This window comes from Winogradskyella ursingii (genome assembly GCF_013403975.1).
Classification (GTDB): domain Bacteria; phylum Bacteroidota; class Bacteroidia; order Flavobacteriales; family Flavobacteriaceae; genus Winogradskyella; species Winogradskyella ursingii.
In genome coordinates this window covers 261372-279316 of record NZ_JABFDH010000003.1, presented here as the reverse complement: position 1 = coordinate 279316, position 17945 = coordinate 261372, and the positions used below count along the sequence as shown (strand labels likewise).

The 17945-nt window shown below is 31.7% G+C and carries 15 protein-coding genes; 4 read left to right on the top strand and 11 right to left on the bottom strand.

The window, feature by feature from the left end; translation table 11 throughout:
* Positions 1–7 precede the first annotated feature (7 nt).
* Positions 8–427 (top strand): OsmC family protein, encoded by a 420-nt coding sequence (locus HM983_RS08600; RefSeq protein ID WP_179345010.1) that lies wholly within the window; start codon positions 8–10, stop codon positions 425–427.
* 72 nt (positions 428–499) lie between these two features.
* Here HM983_RS08600 and HM983_RS08595 read toward each other — a convergent pair whose 3' ends face one another.
* A complete protein-coding gene (locus tag HM983_RS08595; RefSeq protein ID WP_179345009.1) occupies positions 500–772 on the bottom strand; it encodes a hypothetical protein in 273 nt (90 codons plus the stop codon).
* Positions 773–1020: 248 nt separating this feature from the next.
* On the opposite strand from HM983_RS08595, the gene HM983_RS08590 reads away from it, so the two are divergent.
* Positions 1021–1740, top strand: a complete 720-nt coding sequence (locus HM983_RS08590; RefSeq protein ID WP_179345008.1) for a hypothetical protein — start codon at positions 1021–1023, stop codon at positions 1738–1740.
* A gap of 719 nt (positions 1741–2459) precedes the next feature.
* On the opposite strand, the gene HM983_RS08585 is transcribed toward HM983_RS08590, so the two are convergent.
* The 5 genes from HM983_RS08585 to HM983_RS08565 form a co-directional block, all read right to left on the bottom strand.
* Positions 2460–4931 carry an ATP-binding protein gene (locus HM983_RS08585; RefSeq protein ID WP_179345007.1) on the bottom strand — a complete coding sequence of 824 codons (2472 nt, stop codon included), beginning with the start codon at positions 4929–4931 and terminating at the stop codon, positions 2460–2462.
* Positions 4931–6193: a DNA methyltransferase gene (locus HM983_RS08580; protein ID WP_179345006.1), complete on the bottom strand. Its 1263-nt coding sequence runs from the start codon at positions 6191–6193 to the stop codon at positions 4931–4933. Before HM983_RS08580 ends, HM983_RS08585 begins: the two co-directional genes overlap by 1 nt.
* 125 nt (positions 6194–6318) lie before the next feature.
* A complete protein-coding gene (locus HM983_RS08575) occupies positions 6319–7230 on the bottom strand; it encodes a hypothetical protein (RefSeq protein ID WP_179345005.1) in 912 nt (303 codons plus the stop codon).
* 1069 nt (positions 7231–8299) lie between these two features.
* Positions 8300–11596, bottom strand: a complete 3297-nt coding sequence (locus HM983_RS08570; RefSeq protein ID WP_179345004.1) for an ABC transporter permease/M1 family aminopeptidase — start codon at positions 11594–11596, stop codon at positions 8300–8302.
* A 2-nt stretch (positions 11597–11598) separates the two neighbouring features.
* Positions 11599–12486: an ABC transporter ATP-binding protein gene (locus HM983_RS08565; RefSeq protein ID WP_179345003.1), complete on the bottom strand. Its 888-nt coding sequence runs from the start codon at positions 12484–12486 to the stop codon at positions 11599–11601.
* Positions 12487–12694: 208 nt separating this feature from the next.
* Between HM983_RS08565 and HM983_RS08560 the strand changes: the two genes are divergently transcribed.
* Positions 12695–13486: a sensor histidine kinase gene (locus HM983_RS08560; protein ID WP_179345002.1), complete on the top strand. Its 792-nt coding sequence runs from the start codon at positions 12695–12697 to the stop codon at positions 13484–13486.
* Positions 13486–14181, top strand: a complete 696-nt coding sequence (locus HM983_RS08555; RefSeq protein ID WP_218841844.1) for a LytR/AlgR family response regulator transcription factor — start codon at positions 13486–13488, stop codon at positions 14179–14181. The genes HM983_RS08560 and HM983_RS08555 overlap by 1 nt, the downstream gene beginning before the upstream one ends.
* 159 nt (positions 14182–14340) lie before the next feature.
* Here the strand turns inward: HM983_RS08555 and HM983_RS08550 are convergent, their stop codons facing one another.
* The 5 genes from HM983_RS08550 to HM983_RS08530 form a co-directional block, all read right to left on the bottom strand.
* Positions 14341–15171 (bottom strand): universal stress protein, encoded by an 831-nt coding sequence (locus tag HM983_RS08550; RefSeq protein ID WP_179345001.1) that lies wholly within the window; start codon positions 15169–15171, stop codon positions 14341–14343.
* Positions 15172–15328: 157 nt separating this feature from the next.
* Positions 15329–15718: a hypothetical protein gene (locus HM983_RS08545; RefSeq protein WP_179345000.1), complete on the bottom strand. Its 390-nt coding sequence runs from the start codon at positions 15716–15718 to the stop codon at positions 15329–15331.
* A 21-nt stretch (positions 15719–15739) separates the two neighbouring features.
* Complete coding sequence (locus HM983_RS08540) at positions 15740–16159, bottom strand: hypothetical protein (RefSeq protein WP_179344999.1); 420 nt, start codon at positions 16157–16159, stop codon at positions 15740–15742.
* A gap of 11 nt (positions 16160–16170) precedes the next feature.
* The gene (locus tag HM983_RS08535; RefSeq protein WP_179344998.1) at positions 16171–16590 is read right to left on the bottom strand and encodes a GreA/GreB family elongation factor; all 420 of its coding nucleotides are present in this window, start codon (positions 16588–16590) and stop codon (positions 16171–16173) included.
* Positions 16591–16610: 20 nt separating this feature from the next.
* On the bottom strand, positions 16611–17915 hold the full coding sequence (locus HM983_RS08530; RefSeq protein ID WP_179344997.1) for a Glu/Leu/Phe/Val family dehydrogenase: 1305 nt from the start codon (positions 17913–17915) through the stop codon (positions 16611–16613).
* Positions 17916–17945 lie beyond the last annotated feature (30 nt).

Below are 17945 nucleotides of genomic sequence, written 5' to 3'. Positions count from 1 at the left end.
AAAACATATGAATTTTACAAGACAAGCCACAGCAGAGTGGAAGGGAAGCGGTAAAGAAGGTCAAGGTCACATCACTACAGAAAGTGAGGTATTAAACAACACACCTTATGATTTTACCAAACGTTTTGAAGATGAAAAAGGAACGAACCCAGAAGAATTAATTGGTGCCGCACACGCAGGTTGTTATACAATGCAACTCAGTTTTTTATTGGGCGAATCTGGTTATACACCAGACCATTTAGAAACAAACGCCAAAGTTACATTTGATGATGGTGAAATCACAAAAATAGCCTTGGATTTAAAAGGAAAAGTACCAAATATAGAATCGGACGAATTCAATTCTATTGCAGAAAAAGCAAAGAATGTTTGTCCGGTTTCAAAATTATTAAAGGCGGAAATCACGCTCAATAGTAGTTTGGAATCCTAAAAAAAAATAGAGTGAGAATAAAAAAAGCCCTGTACTTAACGTCCAGGGCTTTTTTTGTATCAAAATGTAAAACTACATCGCCATTGGCGCATTTTCTCGAAAGGTACGTTTAATGTTAAGCAAATGCTGAACGATGGATGAAAGTTCAAAGTTTAATAAACGCGCGTCTTTTTTACTAAAATTCTCAATGTGATGCTTGTAAATAGATTCAACATTATTTTTGATAGAAATAAAGTAACTATCGTCCGTAGCATCTAAGGTCACTGAGCTTTTGTAGTGACTTTCCTTTAATAGCCAATAAGAAAGACTATTGATCTGATTGAATAATGCAAGATTTTCGTCCATTATAAAAGGTTTTAAGTGTTAATAGATTTGAGGGGAATCTTAATTAAATTTAAACCATACATGAGCTACAAACTAAATAATTTGTTTAAACGAAATTAAGTCCGACAAACCGACGAATGACCAGAGGCATTTCGATGAACGGTTACTCAACTGATAAAAGAATGGTTTTATGGACTACTAAATAAATTGGTATTAATAGTTGAGATAGAACATTAATAGAATTTGTAAATTACAAGACATTTACACTTATGAAATTCTTCAATAAAGCACGACAAAACATACTGGAAGGAAATAGAGTAGCAAAATATGTGACCTATGCTATTGGAGAGATACTTTTGGTAGTCATTGGCATTTTAATCGCCTTGTGGATTAACAACTGGAATAATGACAAACAATTAGCAGCTGCCAATGATGAAATTCAACAGAAAGTTTTGGTTCAGTTGCAAAGTGATATCAATGAGTTAAAGTATTTTAAGAAAGATCTTGATACTTTAAATGAAGTGTATCTTAAGTACTTGGATAGATCTTATGATGCAACTAAAACAGGAACTAAAAATGTTTTTTCTATCATTCTTTTTGAAGTCACCGAATTGGGATTAGAAAATTATGCCGTTAATCTTATAGACAACGCAAAGCTCAACAATTCTGAAATATCGGAAAAGCTGATAGATTTAAGTAGTATTTACAAACTGTATTTTAAAAACATATCAGACGTAGAAAATATAATTTACAGGAAAGTGACCAGTAATCTCGAAATTATTGAAGCAAGCGAATCTTGGTATACTGAATTAATGACAGATTTTAAATGCAAGACCGATTGTGTGAATTATTTAACGCAAGATGAAAGTTTTAAAGCAAGAATTGCGTCACTAAGATTTTTGTACGTCAATGCGTATGGTGATATGATCAATGGATTTATCTATGAGCTTGAAAATGCACAGAAAATGATATTAGATAAGTTAGAGTAGATGACAATATAGTTATTGATATATGTTATTTTACATAATATAAATTATAGGACAAATGCAATTGTTGGTTATTTAATGATAGTGTACCATTTGTCAACTATAATGATATTATGTAAAATATCCTAGAAGCTTTAGTACTATTGGTTTTAATGTGCAGAACTTGGGCATTAAACTAGAAACGGTTTGCTTCGCAGATCTAAAAAAGCATTGTTCCTATAATTTGCCGTTATGTCAAATGTCCGCTGTCAACCGCATATTGCTTTTATAAATACAAATTGCTTATGGCAATTTATTTATAACACAATTATCCAACGCTTGCCAGCCGCACATAAAAGCTAGCTTTTGATTACTATTTAAAAATCGCGTAAACGACAAAATGTACGTGATAAAAAATTTTAGACGATTCTCGTGGATTGCCACAAGAGCATAAATTTTGAAAAAAACAAAATTCTATGCACTTGTTATATTTAGAATTCCAAATTGGCTTTTTTTAAGTTTCTAATGTCTTTTGTCTTGAAACAAAAGAAACAAAAATTCAAGGCTGCATATAATTTTGGAAACAATTAACGGCTCATTCGCTATATTTTAGGAAACTTCTGAACTGATTAAGATTGCTTTGAATTCCCATTTATAGAAAGAATTCTTTACTTTATGTATTATAAACTCCCTAAAATATGTACGCTCATTTCACCTATTGTTTAACCAAAATTTTATGAGGCCTACGATTCTACTTGATGATTATAAGCATCTAAATACATTTGCCTAAATTCAAATGGAATCATTGAATCGTTAGAATGTTGATTTAGTGCTTTGAGAATTATTTCTGGCGTATTTTGAAGGCTAACTAGATTACTATTCTCTATTGATATGTAATTTGGTACTAATATTTCTAAAGTTTGGATAATTTGAGATACTTTTTCTTTGGATATATCTTCTATACCATAATCATATTTTAGTTTTGCTCTTATGGAAGAAATATCAGGTCGCTCTGTATCATCCTTCATTAAATCGTATGTTGCATTTAAAACTTCCTTGATGGGACCTGTATCAACCTCCACATCTTTTAAGTCATTTATCCATTTAGAAGTTTCAATAGTTGTATGACAATTTTCGAATAATGGTCTCAATTGTTTTAATCCTAGTTGCTTGGGACCAGCAAGTAAAATTAAATTTATTAAGTCGCTAGCCGTTATCAAGTTAACTTTTAATTTTTTAGCCTCTTTGTTTACAGCAGAATCTTCGTTGTCTGCTCCTTGAAATCCAATAGCAACAACTACTGCATAGTCAGCTCCATAATCTTCCCTATGTCTATCCACTCCAGAGATATGGGCTGTACTCGCCATTATTTTATCTTTTTTAGTGCTTTTAGCATCAAATGTTATTTTATAATTTTCTTCAGAATTTTTATGTTCCAGATATGCTGAAGCTAAACCATCAGGTTTTCCATTACCACCAATAGGTGTAGTTTCAAAGCCCAATGCTGCAAAAGATCTTGTTAAAGAATCTTCTAAACCATCAGGATCATCTAATGTTGCTTTAATTAAATTTGCTACAGCTGGTGCGTTTTGTTTATCGCTAAAAGTCAACTCTCTTAGAATATTGTCTCTTCGGTAAATAATTTCTTTGATATCAACTTCTGAGACACCTTGCTCGACTAGAGCCACTTCTGTAAGGATTTCAGTCAGAGCGAACAATTGAAATGGAAGCGGTGATTTTAAATCTTCTACAAAGTTTGCAAAGAATGGATGCATTAGGTTTATTCTTGCTATTCCAGTTAACAAATCAAACTTAGCGATAGGTTCTTCTGGTTTTAGAGCTATCCATTCTACATCTTTTATAATTCCTTCCTCACTTGTTAAATCTTCTTCTAGTCTTTGAATAATTTGATTTTTTTCTTCTACAGTTAACTTTTCCGGAATATCTGTAAGAATTAAACTCGAAATATCACCTGCAAAAAACTTTTTCGCAGCAATTAGAAGTGGTCTTCTCGACATGCTTCCTGCTGCATGTGCAATTTTATAAGAAGCTCTATTTAGCAATTCTTCTTCATCCAATTTGTTAAAATAAAACTCTCTAGCTTCGGAAAATTTTCTTTGAATATATTTTTTAAGTTCAGAAAGAGCGGTACTATCTTTAATTGATTCTCTTGTAGACGTAATAAATTTATTTAAACCATCTGCTTCCACAATTATTCTAGAACGGTTGAAAACACCATGAGTCATAGCGGCCATACCTAATAATGGATCGTCAATATTGATTAATCTTTTTCTTATTGATAGAAAAATACCATTACTTCTACCCCATAATTCTGATTTACCTTTGACTAGAGAATCATCATAAAGTTCTAATTGACCTCTAACGCCCTTGAGGTTTGGTAAATCAACATAAAAGCCATAATCATCTTTACCACTTGTATATTCAGAATTTTTAGCAACAATTTTATCTTCTTCTCCAAAAGTCCAAACTTTTAATGGTTCTTTATGTGTTTTACTAGAATCTATTTTATCTCCATTGAAATATAATGTGAAATTTGGATTTAAGGGTAGTGCTGTGGATAGAATCCATTTTAGTCTACCTTCCTTTATTTCAGCAACCTTAGGCTTTAGACTTGTCATAATTGTAAAAGTCCAACTTTCCTCTGCTCCTTCCCCAAATAAGGAAAAAGGCATTAATTCTCTACTTCCATCTTTTAAATATGGAGTAAGTAATTCTTTAGCACTTTCTTCAGTAAGTTCAATCTCATCAAGACTTATTTCCTCAGTATCATCTTTAATATTCCTATAATCCATTTCTACTGAATAAAAACCTTCGGCAGTTTTACATATATAAATTAATCTATAAGTAAGTATGTATGTTGCCAGTTTACCAATTCCAAATTGACCAATATATGGTCTCTCATCTTGTTCTGCATTTGTTTTAGATGAACGACCAATCATCCATAAATCTTTTAATCCCGACTTATTCATTGAATGTCCATTATCACAGACCCACATTACTTCATCCTCCTCTAATGAGTTCTGAGGTATATAAACTGCAACTTTGCTTGCCATAGCATCATATGAATTACTTACTAACTCCTCAAATGCTTTATTTGGGCTCGAATATAAACCTGCAGAAAATAGTTCAATAATTCTGTAGCTAATATGTACAGGAATATCATCAACCTTGGTACCGTATTTTTCTAATTCCATTATTTTTTAGCAATTATTATATATTCCTCAGGATATATTTCTTTACTGTTTTTATTTGCTTTAGTTGTAAATTTACCAGAATCTTTATCCCGAATTGTCGGAATTAATTTATTTGGAATTGATCTTTTTATTACATCTTCGATTTTAAAACCACTTATCACGAGTAATTCAGCAAAAATTTCTGCCGATTGTATTTTTACATTTTTGAACGTTGTATTTCCTATTACAACGAAAGTTTTACCACCATCTTTTAAGATTCTATACATCTCATTTGAAACTTCGTACATATCATTGAAATAGTTTGCTACTTCCTTTGCTGTTCTTAAGTGTTTGTCTTTTAAATCATCAATAGATCTTTGAGCAATTTTAGAATGAGAACTTAGACTTTCACCATAAGAATAAAAAGTACCAATGAAATTTTTCCTGAATTCCAGCAAATTATTTAAATAATCGAACCAGTATCCTGTTAATTGATGTAAATCAGCATATTCATATGATGTAACATAAGGTGGTGACGTAATTATAGCACTAATGCTACCAGACTTGATTGATGTATTACGTGCATCTTCAAGCACTAATTTTGACTCAATATCTGTAAATTCTAACTTCTCTAATGCATTAAAAAACAATTCGTTTTTTTTGAGCATAGATTTAACTTGTCTATTAAAAGTTTTAAAAACATCCGTTGGTACTTTATCTGGATCAACTTGTGGTTTTGTGCTAGATTGCAACCATTTTGAACAGTTCTTTAGAATATTAGATAAAGCAACTAAAAAGAAATTTTTGACTTTTTTAGTTGTTCGTAACTCAGTTATTGTTTGATAAAGAAATGCAATTTGATATTTTTCATTTGGATAAAACCAATAATCAATTCGATCATGCTTTTCAATGTTATGAAAATCTTCAGGCTTGAAATTTTCAATTTCAGCTAAGATAATTTCATATTTAGCTACTACTAAGCCTTGTCTAATTGGACTTGTTTTGACATCTGTAATTAGTTGAGCAACAGGGTTAATATCGACTCCAACTGATTTTCTACCATGGATTTTTGACTCAACAAGTGTTGTACCACAACCCGCAAAAAGATCTGCAATAACATCTCCTGGATTCGTATGGTCTTCAATTATTTTCTTAACTAAATTTGGTAGAAATTTAGCAGGATATCGATGATATCCATGTGTCCATTGTTGTGTAGATTTTACATTTTTAAATACCCAATCTTCACTAACTGGTAGTTTTTCAAAAGGAAAAGTTACATTCATTTAAATTAATTAGTTAGTTAATCAAATATATAATAAAAACATCTATAAACAATTATTTATCAAAACACTGGTATTCAGTTGTTTAAACTAATATTTTGATTTTTAATGATATATTTAGAATTAACTTATTTGCATGGTCTGTACCAAACAATAGGATTTTCTGCTAAAACTGATATTATTCCATTTACAACTTCTTGTCCGCCACCTACAGGATTGTAAATACCTACTACACGCGGAGTAATTTTAGTGTTTTCTTCATCATATAAAACAGCTTTTATAGATCCGAGTGATAAAATAGCGTTTTGTACAGTAGATTGATTAATCTCACTTGGTAGTGGTAGCGAGGTAGATACATTATTTCCAGTGATACCTAAAGTTTGTACGGTTAATGATCCCGTAAGTTTTTCTGCCTGTGCTTCTGCAGCTATTGAAGCTAAACTTGATAAATTTACATTACCTTCAATGACATCGACAGTTGCGGTTAATCTTAAACCAACACCGATATAAACGGGAAATACAACTAGTTCTCCATCATTTTCGTTTCTTATATACTCAGTATCTGAGGAGGCATAAGGATTGATACGAGGTGCTCCCTTAACTACATATCTTGTTGGCGTATTTGGAAGCTCATCATATAACGGAACTCTTTCGCCGGCTCTTGGACCACTCAATACAACTCGCTTAAGGTATACTGGTAGTTGTGTAGCATCAACACTTATATAATCAAGTACAACTTGATATGAATTGTTTTCATATCCTATCGAAGCTGGACCAAAAGAACCGGATGCACTTCCATTTAATTGCGCAATTGCCAATCTAACTGCCTGATCAGGAAGTGATTCAAGTAGATCTTTAAAAGCTAATTCATTCTCCACTTCCTTACAACTTCGACCGGGCTCTTCAAATACTGGAAGTGGATCTATTGGAATATAGGTGTAAGCTGAATTGGCTTCCCCTAGGGTTTGAGGTAAAGATGGCAAACTTTTACAACTAATAAGAAGAAATAAAGTCAAGGTAATTACGATTTGTTGTTTCATAATTTAATAATTTTAGATTAATATAATTTATAAGGAAATACCAAAGCATACCCATTAATGGGTACTTTTAGAATTCCAAGAATCGCTATTAATATAAAATAAGGGTGGGATTTTTCACTGATAACAAAGTGATTAAGTAAATATAGTAAAAATATTTCAAAACCATTCCACACACATTTTCCACCACTCCTCTGCCCTTTCAGAAAAAGAGTGTTCCATTAACTGAGTAAAGAAGCTTATAGATTAAATTTTCCTAGAATAAGATTACTAACATGCGCTTTTAACCAAAGCCCATGTTGTACATAACGCAAGTACATTATAGGACACTTTACAACAATTAGCGTAATAGCGCTTTTTAGCGATATTTGACATAATCTCAGTTCTATGACAGCATTGCTGTTATATAACGTCAAAGATTATGTACAAGCTAATTGTGGGTTTGGAACATTACTATTTAAAAATCGCGTAAACGACAAAATGTACATGATAAAAAAGTTTAGACGATTCTCATGGACTTCCACAAGAGCATAAATTTTGAGAAATCGAGTTTTTACGAGATTCACGAACTCATTTGAAGTTTTTGTAAATAATTAAATACGTGAGTAAAACCAAAATTCTATGCACTTGTTATATTTAGAATTCCAAACACTCTTTTTTTAAGTTTCAATTTCTTTTGTCTTAAAATACTAATAATATAAGATGTCTGGTAGACATTATATACTATTACAAAAACAAAAATTCAAGTAGGTATTTTAAAAATTGATATTCAATCAATTCTTTAAAATAGTATATAATTTTGGAAACAATTACGGCTCGTTACGCTACATTTTAGGAAACTTTTTTGAGCTAATTGGTCTCGCTCCGCTCAACCTAATCTCAAATTTCGATTTCATTAACATTGCAGAAGAATCTATTGAGAATAAATTTTTATAAGAATCTGTAGAAGTACCATTCGCTTTTTACAAATACTTAAGTTACATAACAGAGAACATTCTAGAACATTTCACAACAATTACCGTAATAGCGCTTTTGGGTAATATTCCACATACTATTATATTCCACATACTATTTAAAATTTCAATTCTACAGGCTTTGCTTTTTCAAACAGGTCCACTACTAAATACTGAAGCGAATCTGGTGTAACCTCTTTAAAATAGCCTAATAAATCTTTTGATGTTGCATATCTATTTGAAGTTATTTTCAGTTTGCCATTTGTTGTATTCCAATCTTCAAGAAAACGTCTCAATGCTTTATTTACTTGCTCCTCTCCCACTGCTTTTTGAAATTTATACATGTTGATAGCGCCTTTTGCATAATAGACATAATCTTGGTTTTCTACTAAAGCAAGTGACGGCTCAGTTGCTGATTCTCGGTCCTTACCTTCTTTATAATCTTCTTTTTGAATTTCTAAGAATTGCAGTAACTTCTCTTCAGAATATGTTTCTCTTAAAACCATCATTGCCGCATATTGTGACAAGGTTTCTAGAATAAAGTATTGTCCTCTTACATTGGCTGCTTCTACCTGCATACCAAACCATTGATGGGCAATTTCATGAGCGGTTACATAAAATGCCATATCTACATCTTTTTCGTCATCGATATCCAACACAAAGCCTATGGACTCTGAAAATGGAATGGCTCCAGGAAACGATTGCGCAAATTGTGCATAACGCGGAAATTCCATAATACGCAATTGATTATATTGATAAGGGCTAAAATTTTTGTTGTAATAGTTCAACGACGCTTTCATAGAAGCCATCATTCTATCAATGTTATAACTATGGTCTTTATGATAGTAAATTTCTAGATCAACAGGTTTTGAAATGGAATCTTGATTTGGAATCCAGGTATCTCTTTTTATATTATAAACTCCCGAAACGATAGCGTAAAAATTAATCATTGAAATATCCATTTTGTATTGAAAATAATTACGATTATTCTCTGTCCATTGTTTCAATAAATTTCCGGGAACTAAGGCTGTTTGGTCTTTAGAAGTACCAATAGTCATTTCAAAATTAATACCATCAGAATCACTACCTGATCTTGCATTTTTGAGTTCGTTAGCATTCTGTCTATCCGCTCTATTAAAGCGAACAGGTAAATTATACGCTTTACGTTCTTCTGTATCTTTGAGTTCATATTTTTTGTTATACCCAATGGTTGGTAAATCTGAATTATTAAAGAAGGTTCCGTTGTTGTTTATATTCACATTAGAGTTTCCAGATTCAAACCCTTTTGTAATAAAACGTTGCTTAAAATACATTTTTACAGAATCACCAGGTTTTAAAGCTGTTTTAAGATTGAAAATTGAATAATCAAATTTTTTATAATGTTGATTAACTGTAAATCCGCCTTCAAAAAAAATACTATCTAAGATGACATTATCTTCAAGCAGCTTTTGAATATGAATTGACCTAATACTTTCATTAGTTGGGTTTTTCAACATATAGTAACCTTCTACGGTGTAATCTCGTTTTGCAGGATAGAGTTCTAAATGTAAATTAACATCTACTAATTTTGGTTGTGGAATATATTCAAATTGTTTGAGTTCTTTCTCATAGGAGACTCTAAATGCAGTAGCTTCAGAATCTGTCCAGTATGTGTTTAAAATATTGGTATTGTAAAAGATAAAACTTCCACTAAGCATAAATGCTAACAAAACGATACTCGCAAATTTTAAAAGTGGTTTGCTTATTTTGTATTTGCTCGCTTTAATACGTTTTATTAAGTTGGTTTCTGTACCTCTAACGTGTACCAAAGATCCAATTATAAGCAATAGAATTCCGAATAGAAACCAATATGATTTAATCAATAGATAAGGTTTTAAAAAATGACCATAGCCATTCATATCTGAGTAGGTTCCTAAAGCGCTACCTCCAAAAAAGTATAAATCGTGATCATACCCAAATAACCCTAGAGCCGTATTGGCCATAAAAAATACGATGACCAACATAATACCAACAAACTTATGGTTAACAATCGATTGAATAAAAAATGCAATACAGGTATACAATGCTAAAAACGGTAAAATTTCTAGAAAGAAGCCATAAAAATAGACTTGAAATTCGTACTTATAATATCCACTTATGGTTTGAAATATAACGCCTGAAATTATTAAGGCAAGCATTAAAACCACATACACTAAGTTTAAGCCATTATACTTGCCGAGCAGTTTTATAAAGCTTGATGTGGGCGTAGCGTCATAAATTAAATCTAGCTTAGCACTTCTTTCCTTCCAAACCAATTCTCCCGAATAAAACACTAAAAGAATAATAAAGAAATATATGGATGTTTCTTTAAGCTCTTCTACAATAAAATACGTTGCAGGATAACTATTAACGCCATATACAGTACCGAGATTTACGGAATTTATAAGAATGATGATCATCCCACAAATAACGATGCCCCAAAAGGATGCTTGTTTGCACACACTTATAAAATAAAACCAGGAAAACTGTTTTAACTGGTTCCATTGAGATAATAAACCATATTCTTTTATAGCTGAAGGAACTGTAACATTGTTTGCTTCTATGGTTCTTTTGGCTCCTAACTTTTGAGTTTGCTCTCTTTTGGTTTTCTTTTCTTTAACCACATTAAAATTGAATTTTTTATAGCCATAGATTAGAGCTACAATTCCGAGAGAAAACCAGAACAGCTTATTATACATCAATACACCTAAGAAAGGAACACTTTGAGTACTCTTTTCTAAAGCAGACCAAGATGTTGTAGCTAAGGTTGTTGTGGTTAACGAAAATGGATCTAGAATAGCTTGCCAATAATCATTAGTAATGGCCTTGGTTAGCATGAAAACCACAAATAAAATTATTCCTTGAGTATAAACAACCACTAAATTTCTACTTAAAGCACCAGTGACAAAAAACAGAGCTGCGCCAAAAAAAAGGGTTGGTAAGCTTACCATTAAAAACGTTTTAATATAAACAAATGCATTAAAGGTCAATAGATCATCTGGGTTATGCCATGGCATAAATTCTCCCAGCATCATACCGAATAAAATACCTGTAAAGGCAAAAAACAACACTGAAAAAGATCCTAAGAATCTACCTAACAAATAATCTTTTTTATGGATTGGCGTAGAAAACATCAAGGATTCTATATTGTATTCAAAATCTCTTAATACAGAAACGCCCATAATCATTGACGCTAAAATCATGAAAATGCCCGTAATAGCTCCCATCGTTTTAGCAATGACTAATGGAGAGTTCTTTTTCATAAGTCCCATTTCTGCACCCTGAAAAATAAAGTCTACACCAACAGTAGAAAACAGAAATAAAAACAGGAAGAACACATAAGTGTCTGGTCGTTTAATACGATATTGTAACTCGAACTTAAAAATATTGTACCACATAATTAGTTAGATTTAAGATTTGAATTATTGAATATCTCAGAGAAATACACATCCTCTAGTTCTGCATCAATAAGAGCAAAACCATCTCCAGGATTCTTATCACTTAAAATATGAATGGTTGGTTTTCCTAGAAATAGCTTTTCACTAATTACCTGATAATTTTCCTTGTAATTGTTTAATTCCGTTTTTTCGATTGTTTTCTTATAAACTCTCCCTTTTAGAGTCTCTAGTATTTGCAGAGGTTTCCCTTGTAAACAAACTTGTCCTTGATTAATAATCGCCATATTTGTACAGAGTTCTTTAACATCATCCACTATATGTGTAGATAATATAACTACTGTATGCTCTCCTAGTTCACTCAACACATTGTAAAATCGGTTGCGTTCTAAAGGATCCAATCCTGCTGTAGGTTCGTCTACGATAAGTAATTTAGGATTATTCAATAAGGCTTGTGCAATACCAAAACGTTGTTTCATGCCTCCAGAATATCCCTTGAGGTTTTGTTTTCTAACGTCGTATAAATTAGTTTTATGTAAAAGGGCATTTACTAAATTTTTACGTTCACCTCTGTTAGAAATGCCTTTTAAAACCGCAAAATGATTAAGTAATGCTTCAGCAGATATTTTAGGATACAAACCAAATTGTTGTGGTAAGTATCCTAAAACTTGTCTTAGCTCATTTTTTTGTTTTAGAACATCAATGGCTCCAAATTTTATTGAGCCTTGATCTGCTTCTTGCAACGTGGCGATGGTTCTCATTAAAGTAGATTTTCCTGCGCCATTTGGTCCTAATAGACCAAACATGCCTGTAGGGATTTCTAAGGAAATATTCTGAAGTGCTTTTACACCATTTGAATACGTTTTAGATAAATTATTAATAATGAGTTCCATATTGTCCGTTTTTTGATTGATTAAAACAAACATATGTTCCTTTTTAGCCTTTAAAAAGTAATTGTGACACACTCGTTGTAAAGTGTGACAAACACAATTTTGGTAGGTACAAACGTTATTTGTCACTGTTAAATGAGCATTCAACCCTTTGTATCCATTGTGCATCAACTAATTTGTTAGAGGACCTTTATTTAATTAATATTGATATATGAAGTTGAAAATATCAGATAATAAAAAGAAAGTCATAAGCCGATTTTATAAAATTACACTTGTAATACTAGGTTTAGTGGTTGTAATATTTAATGACACTTTTGGTAAATTAGAAGGTTTTGCAGAGTTTATTGCACTTTACTTTATAGTTGTATTTATTACAATTGCGTATTGGATTTTTAAACAAATCAAATCAATTATTCGCTTAAAGAATGAGAAAGAAAAAACAGAATTAATGCACTTAAAAAGTCAGGTGAATCCGCATTTCTTCTTCAATACACTCAATAATCTGTATGGATTAATGAAGAAAAACTCCAAGGAAAGAGAAATGGTACTTAAATTGTCTGACATGATGCGATATAGTATCTATGAAGGAAACAAAGATTGGGTAACCCTCAAACAAGAAATAGATTATTTAAAAAACTATATTGAGCTTCAAGAAATGCGTTATCACAAAAAGTCTGATATTACATTTACTTCAGAAATAAATAATCCTGAAAGTAAAATCATGCCTTTGCTATTTATTATTTTAGTAGAGAATGCATTTAAGCACGGCTTAGAAAATTTAGAAAAAGACGCTTATATCCATATCAACTTAATTCAACATAATAATAATGTAAATTTTGAAATTGAAAATAATTTTGAATTAAAACAAAACCCTAACAATGAAGGTATTGGCTTAAAAAATTTACAACGTAGGTTAGAATTAGTATACCCAAATAAGCATAGACTTTCTTTTAGTGTAGACAGTAATACGTATAAAGCTAAACTATCTTTAAATATAAAATAATGAAATATTTAATTATAGATGACGAACATATGGCCCACAAAATTATAATGGAATATTGTGAAATGTTATCACACATGAAATTGCAAAAAAACTGTTATAACGCTTTGGAGGCTATGGAATATTTAAATACGAATCAAGTTGATTTAATCTTTTTAGATATAAATATGCCAAAGCTTAAAGGATTTGAGTTTTTAAAAACATTATCAGCACCTCCAAAAGTTATAGTTACTACGGCATATTCTGAGTTCGCAATAGAAAGTTATGAGCTTAATGTTGTAGATTATTTATTAAAACCGTTTAGTTTCGAACGATTTTTAAAAGCCGTAAATAAAGTTATGGGCTTAAATACCAATACAATAAGCACCAACTCACAAGAAATCGATACCACAACAAAACGCATATTTTTACGTCAGAACAAATCGTACATACAATTAGAAGTAGACACTATTTTATTTATTGAAGCTTCCGGAAATTACACTAAAATTGAGTCTAAAAATGAATCCATTACGATAAGAGAAAAAATATCTGATGTCTTAGAGTCACTACCTTCAGACAATTTTGTGCAAGTACACAAATCATTTGCGGTAGCTTTAAAACACATTAAAAGAATTGAGGGAAACAAAATACACATTCAAGACCATGTTATTCCAATTGGTAAATTATATAAAACCAACCTCCTTAAGATTTTAAACTAAAATCTCACCAAAGTAATTATTAGAAACATTCGAGATTCGTATTATCAAAAATTTAAATGGCAATCTTTTGAATAAAGCAAATCTTAATAGCTCGTTTACGCTCAAAACGAGCAACACGCAATTACATTAACACTTTAAAATCCAATGGATTATAAAAAATTATTGGTGTATTGTCAATACTGTATTATTATTTAATTTAGCGATAGTCGATAAAACATTAGATTTTAAAATACCAATTTTTCTAAATAAATCTGGCTTGTTATCTACAACACACATAATTTCGTTATTGTGATTGGAAGCATAATCCTTTAATCTATATGTTGGTTTCAAAAATTCCAAATCAATAGGTTTGCTCGAAAGTGGCTTGAGATAATCTAATAATATTTCCAGATTTTCTGCAGCTTTGTCCGAAAGATTATTCTGTTCTTTTAGTGCCAATATCCCGATTTGAGTGTTCGTGTTTTCTAGTGCTTTGATAAAACGTTCTATTTCTGTTGTATTAATTTTTTGTTGAAAGTCTGATGCTATGGTTAACGTTAGACCTTTGCATGCTGTTGCATCTGGTGGCACAATTAAAACAGGACAAGATCTTACCTTCTCTAAAATACTTTCGGTTGTTGCACTCAATGAAGATGTGCCTTTTCCGGTTATTACAAGCACATCAATCAATATATTATTAACGCTATCATTAACTCCTTCTACAATATCCCTATGTTCTGAAATTGCATGGAACGAATGTTTATCGTTATTCGATTTTAATGTATAATGTGTTATTAATTTTCCGAGTTTTTTTAAAGATTCTTTTTTTGGTCTTTCGAACCATTCATCGTCCGCTTGAAGCATTTCAAATGCATTTAAGCCAGAATTTTCGTATCTATATGTATTCAAAAAATAAAATTCACATTTTACATTTTTGAAAAGATTAGTGATATAGTCAGCAGTCCGGTAACTATTAAGCGAGAAATCTGTTGGAATTAAAATTTTTTTCATCTTTCTATTGATTTAATTGTGAAACTTCGTTTTATTCTATTTTGGTTAACCGCAAAGTCAATCCTTTTTATGGATAGATAAGCTGAAAATTTTCTTAACCTAACTAACTTCTTGTTTAACCAATCACGATTTAGTGATCCTAAATATGTTTTAACAATTACTTACTTCGATATCGCTTCAACAGATTATAAATCTGGTTTTTAAATGTTTTTATCTCGTCTAGAAACTGTAAATAGCTCTGCTGTCTTTGCTCATGGCTCTTTGATCTTTGGTCATTATATTCCGTTTTGCCGTACTCGTATTCTGTTTTTAATTCTTGTTCATATTTACAAATTGATGCCATGTTTAGAATATTATTTCTCCGCATCGCTTTAATTGCAATAGATATAGAACTGTTTTTTATCAATTGTTTTTCTATCATATTTAAATGGTCTAACTCTGTATTAAAATCTTCTAGCGCAGTAGTCCACAGATTTAATTCGTATAAATCTTTTTTTATACATAAGCGTCTATGAACGTCTATTTTGTATGCAGTTATTGTACTCAAATATGATTGTATTTATAATAATTAACCAATTCTTGAAAGTGAAAATTTACCATGTACTTTATCAAAAAAGACGTTTTTTAATCTTCGGTATTTGTCCAAATGATAAAGGTAGCTTCTGCGGTAAGTCTCGTGTTCTCTGATATAAATCATATCGCATTGTGTGTCTTCACATTCTGCTATATCTGTTCTAGAATTAGAATATTTTAAAAGTGCCATTAATAAGGTTTCATTTTCAATTTGCTTTTTTTCAAAACGCTCAACAATGTCATGGTCAGCAAGATTATTCTTCAAATCCTTATTACAGGTACTTATCAGATTTGTAAGTTCCTTTTTGACGTATTTTAAATGATTGATCCAGTTATCCAATTCCATAGTATTGATTTTGTGTGTAACATCAATACTGGTGTCGTGATTAAATATGTCTTTATTTAGAGTTTCCATAATGTTAAATATTATATAACTATATCTATACCACTGTGGGTTACTTGTTGCTCAACTCCTTTAATAGTAATCTGCTGTGTTCCATTAGGAAAATTCCATATTATAGAATCTTCTTTTGAGTAGCCAATTAACGCTGACCCCATTGGTGTTAACACAGAAATCTTGTTGTTTTTAACGTCTTTATCAATTGGTGTGACAAGTTGTATTGTTTTTTCTATACCATTATTAAAGGTTACCGTTACTGTTGAGTTAAAGCGTATGACATCTTTTGGCATCTCTTCGTCGTCAACAATGTATGCTGTTTTAAGCTCTTCGGATAAATTCATTAAACACTTTTGTATTTCATGGTCTTCTGCATAACCAGATATGTTAAGTATGCGTTTTAAATAGACATACTCTTTCTTTTCTAATATTAAACTTCCGTACTTCATTTCTTAATTCTTTAATAATATTATGGAAAAATCCCTCTTTGTATGTATGCTTTTTCAATACGTTCTATAGCGATACAAAATGCTGCGGTACGCATATCAACGTCTTCTTTTTTGGAATAATCATAGACTTTGTCAAAAGATTCTTTCATTTTTTTATGTAGTTTAACCATCACTTCATCTAACTGCCATAGCTCACCGTTTCGGTTTTGAAGCCATTCAAAATAACTACCGACTACTCCACCAGAATTGCATAGTATATCAGGTATTATGGTAATACCTCTTTCTAATAGCACTTTTTCGCCTTCTACATTTGTTGGTCCGTTAGCACCTTCCGCTATGAGGCTAGCTTTTATTTGTGGTGCGTTTTCTATGGTTATCTGGTTACCTAAAGCAGCAGGAATACAGATGTCACAATCTAAAGTGAAAAACTTGTTCTTGTCTACAGGTTTTGCGTTGGGAAAACCCCCAAAACTTCCATCATTAATTTGAGAGTATTTAAATAAATCTTCTACGTTAATCCCTTCCTGGTTCTGGACACTACCAAAAGCATCTTGTACAGCTACTAACTTTGCGCCATCTTTCTCTAAGAAATGTGCCGCCCAATAACCAACGTTACCAAAACCTTGAACAATAAATTTCGTTCCTTCTAAGCTCTTGTTGTTCTTCTCTGCCCAAAATTTAATTGATAAGTACACTCCGTAACCCGTTGCTCTATCGCGACCTTCCAATCCTCCAATTCCATCTGGTTTCCCTGTAACTACGTGCTGATTTGCGGTACGCTCTGCTGGTGGACGCGTACTCATATAGGTATCTGCAATCCAGGCCATAGTCTGGCTATTGGTATTAACATCTGGTGCAGGTATATCGTGTTCTGGCCCAATGTTATCAGCTAGGGCAAAGGTAAAGCGTCTTGTAATACGCTCTAATTCTCCTTTAGAGTATCTTGTTGGATCTAGTTTTATTCCACCTTTTCCACCACCATAGGGCAAACCTGCCAATGAGGTTTTCCAAGTCATCCACATTGCTAACGCTCTTGCTGCATCAATATCTACCGTTGGATGATATCGCAAACCACCCTTGTATGGTCCTAATGCATTGTTATGTTGTACTCTGTAGCCAGTAAAAATCTCAACATCTCCGTTATCCATTTTTACTGGAAAATTCACAATGATTTCATTGTTGGTAATACTTAAAATTTTACGGATGTTAGGATGAAGGTTAATTTGGTCTGCAGCACTGTTAAACTGCTCCATAACATTATCCATCATACCTTTTATAGGTGCTTTTTTGAATGCTTCTTTCAAATCTGCTGTTACTATTGTCATGTTAATCTATTTTGAATCGTAGCTTAATTG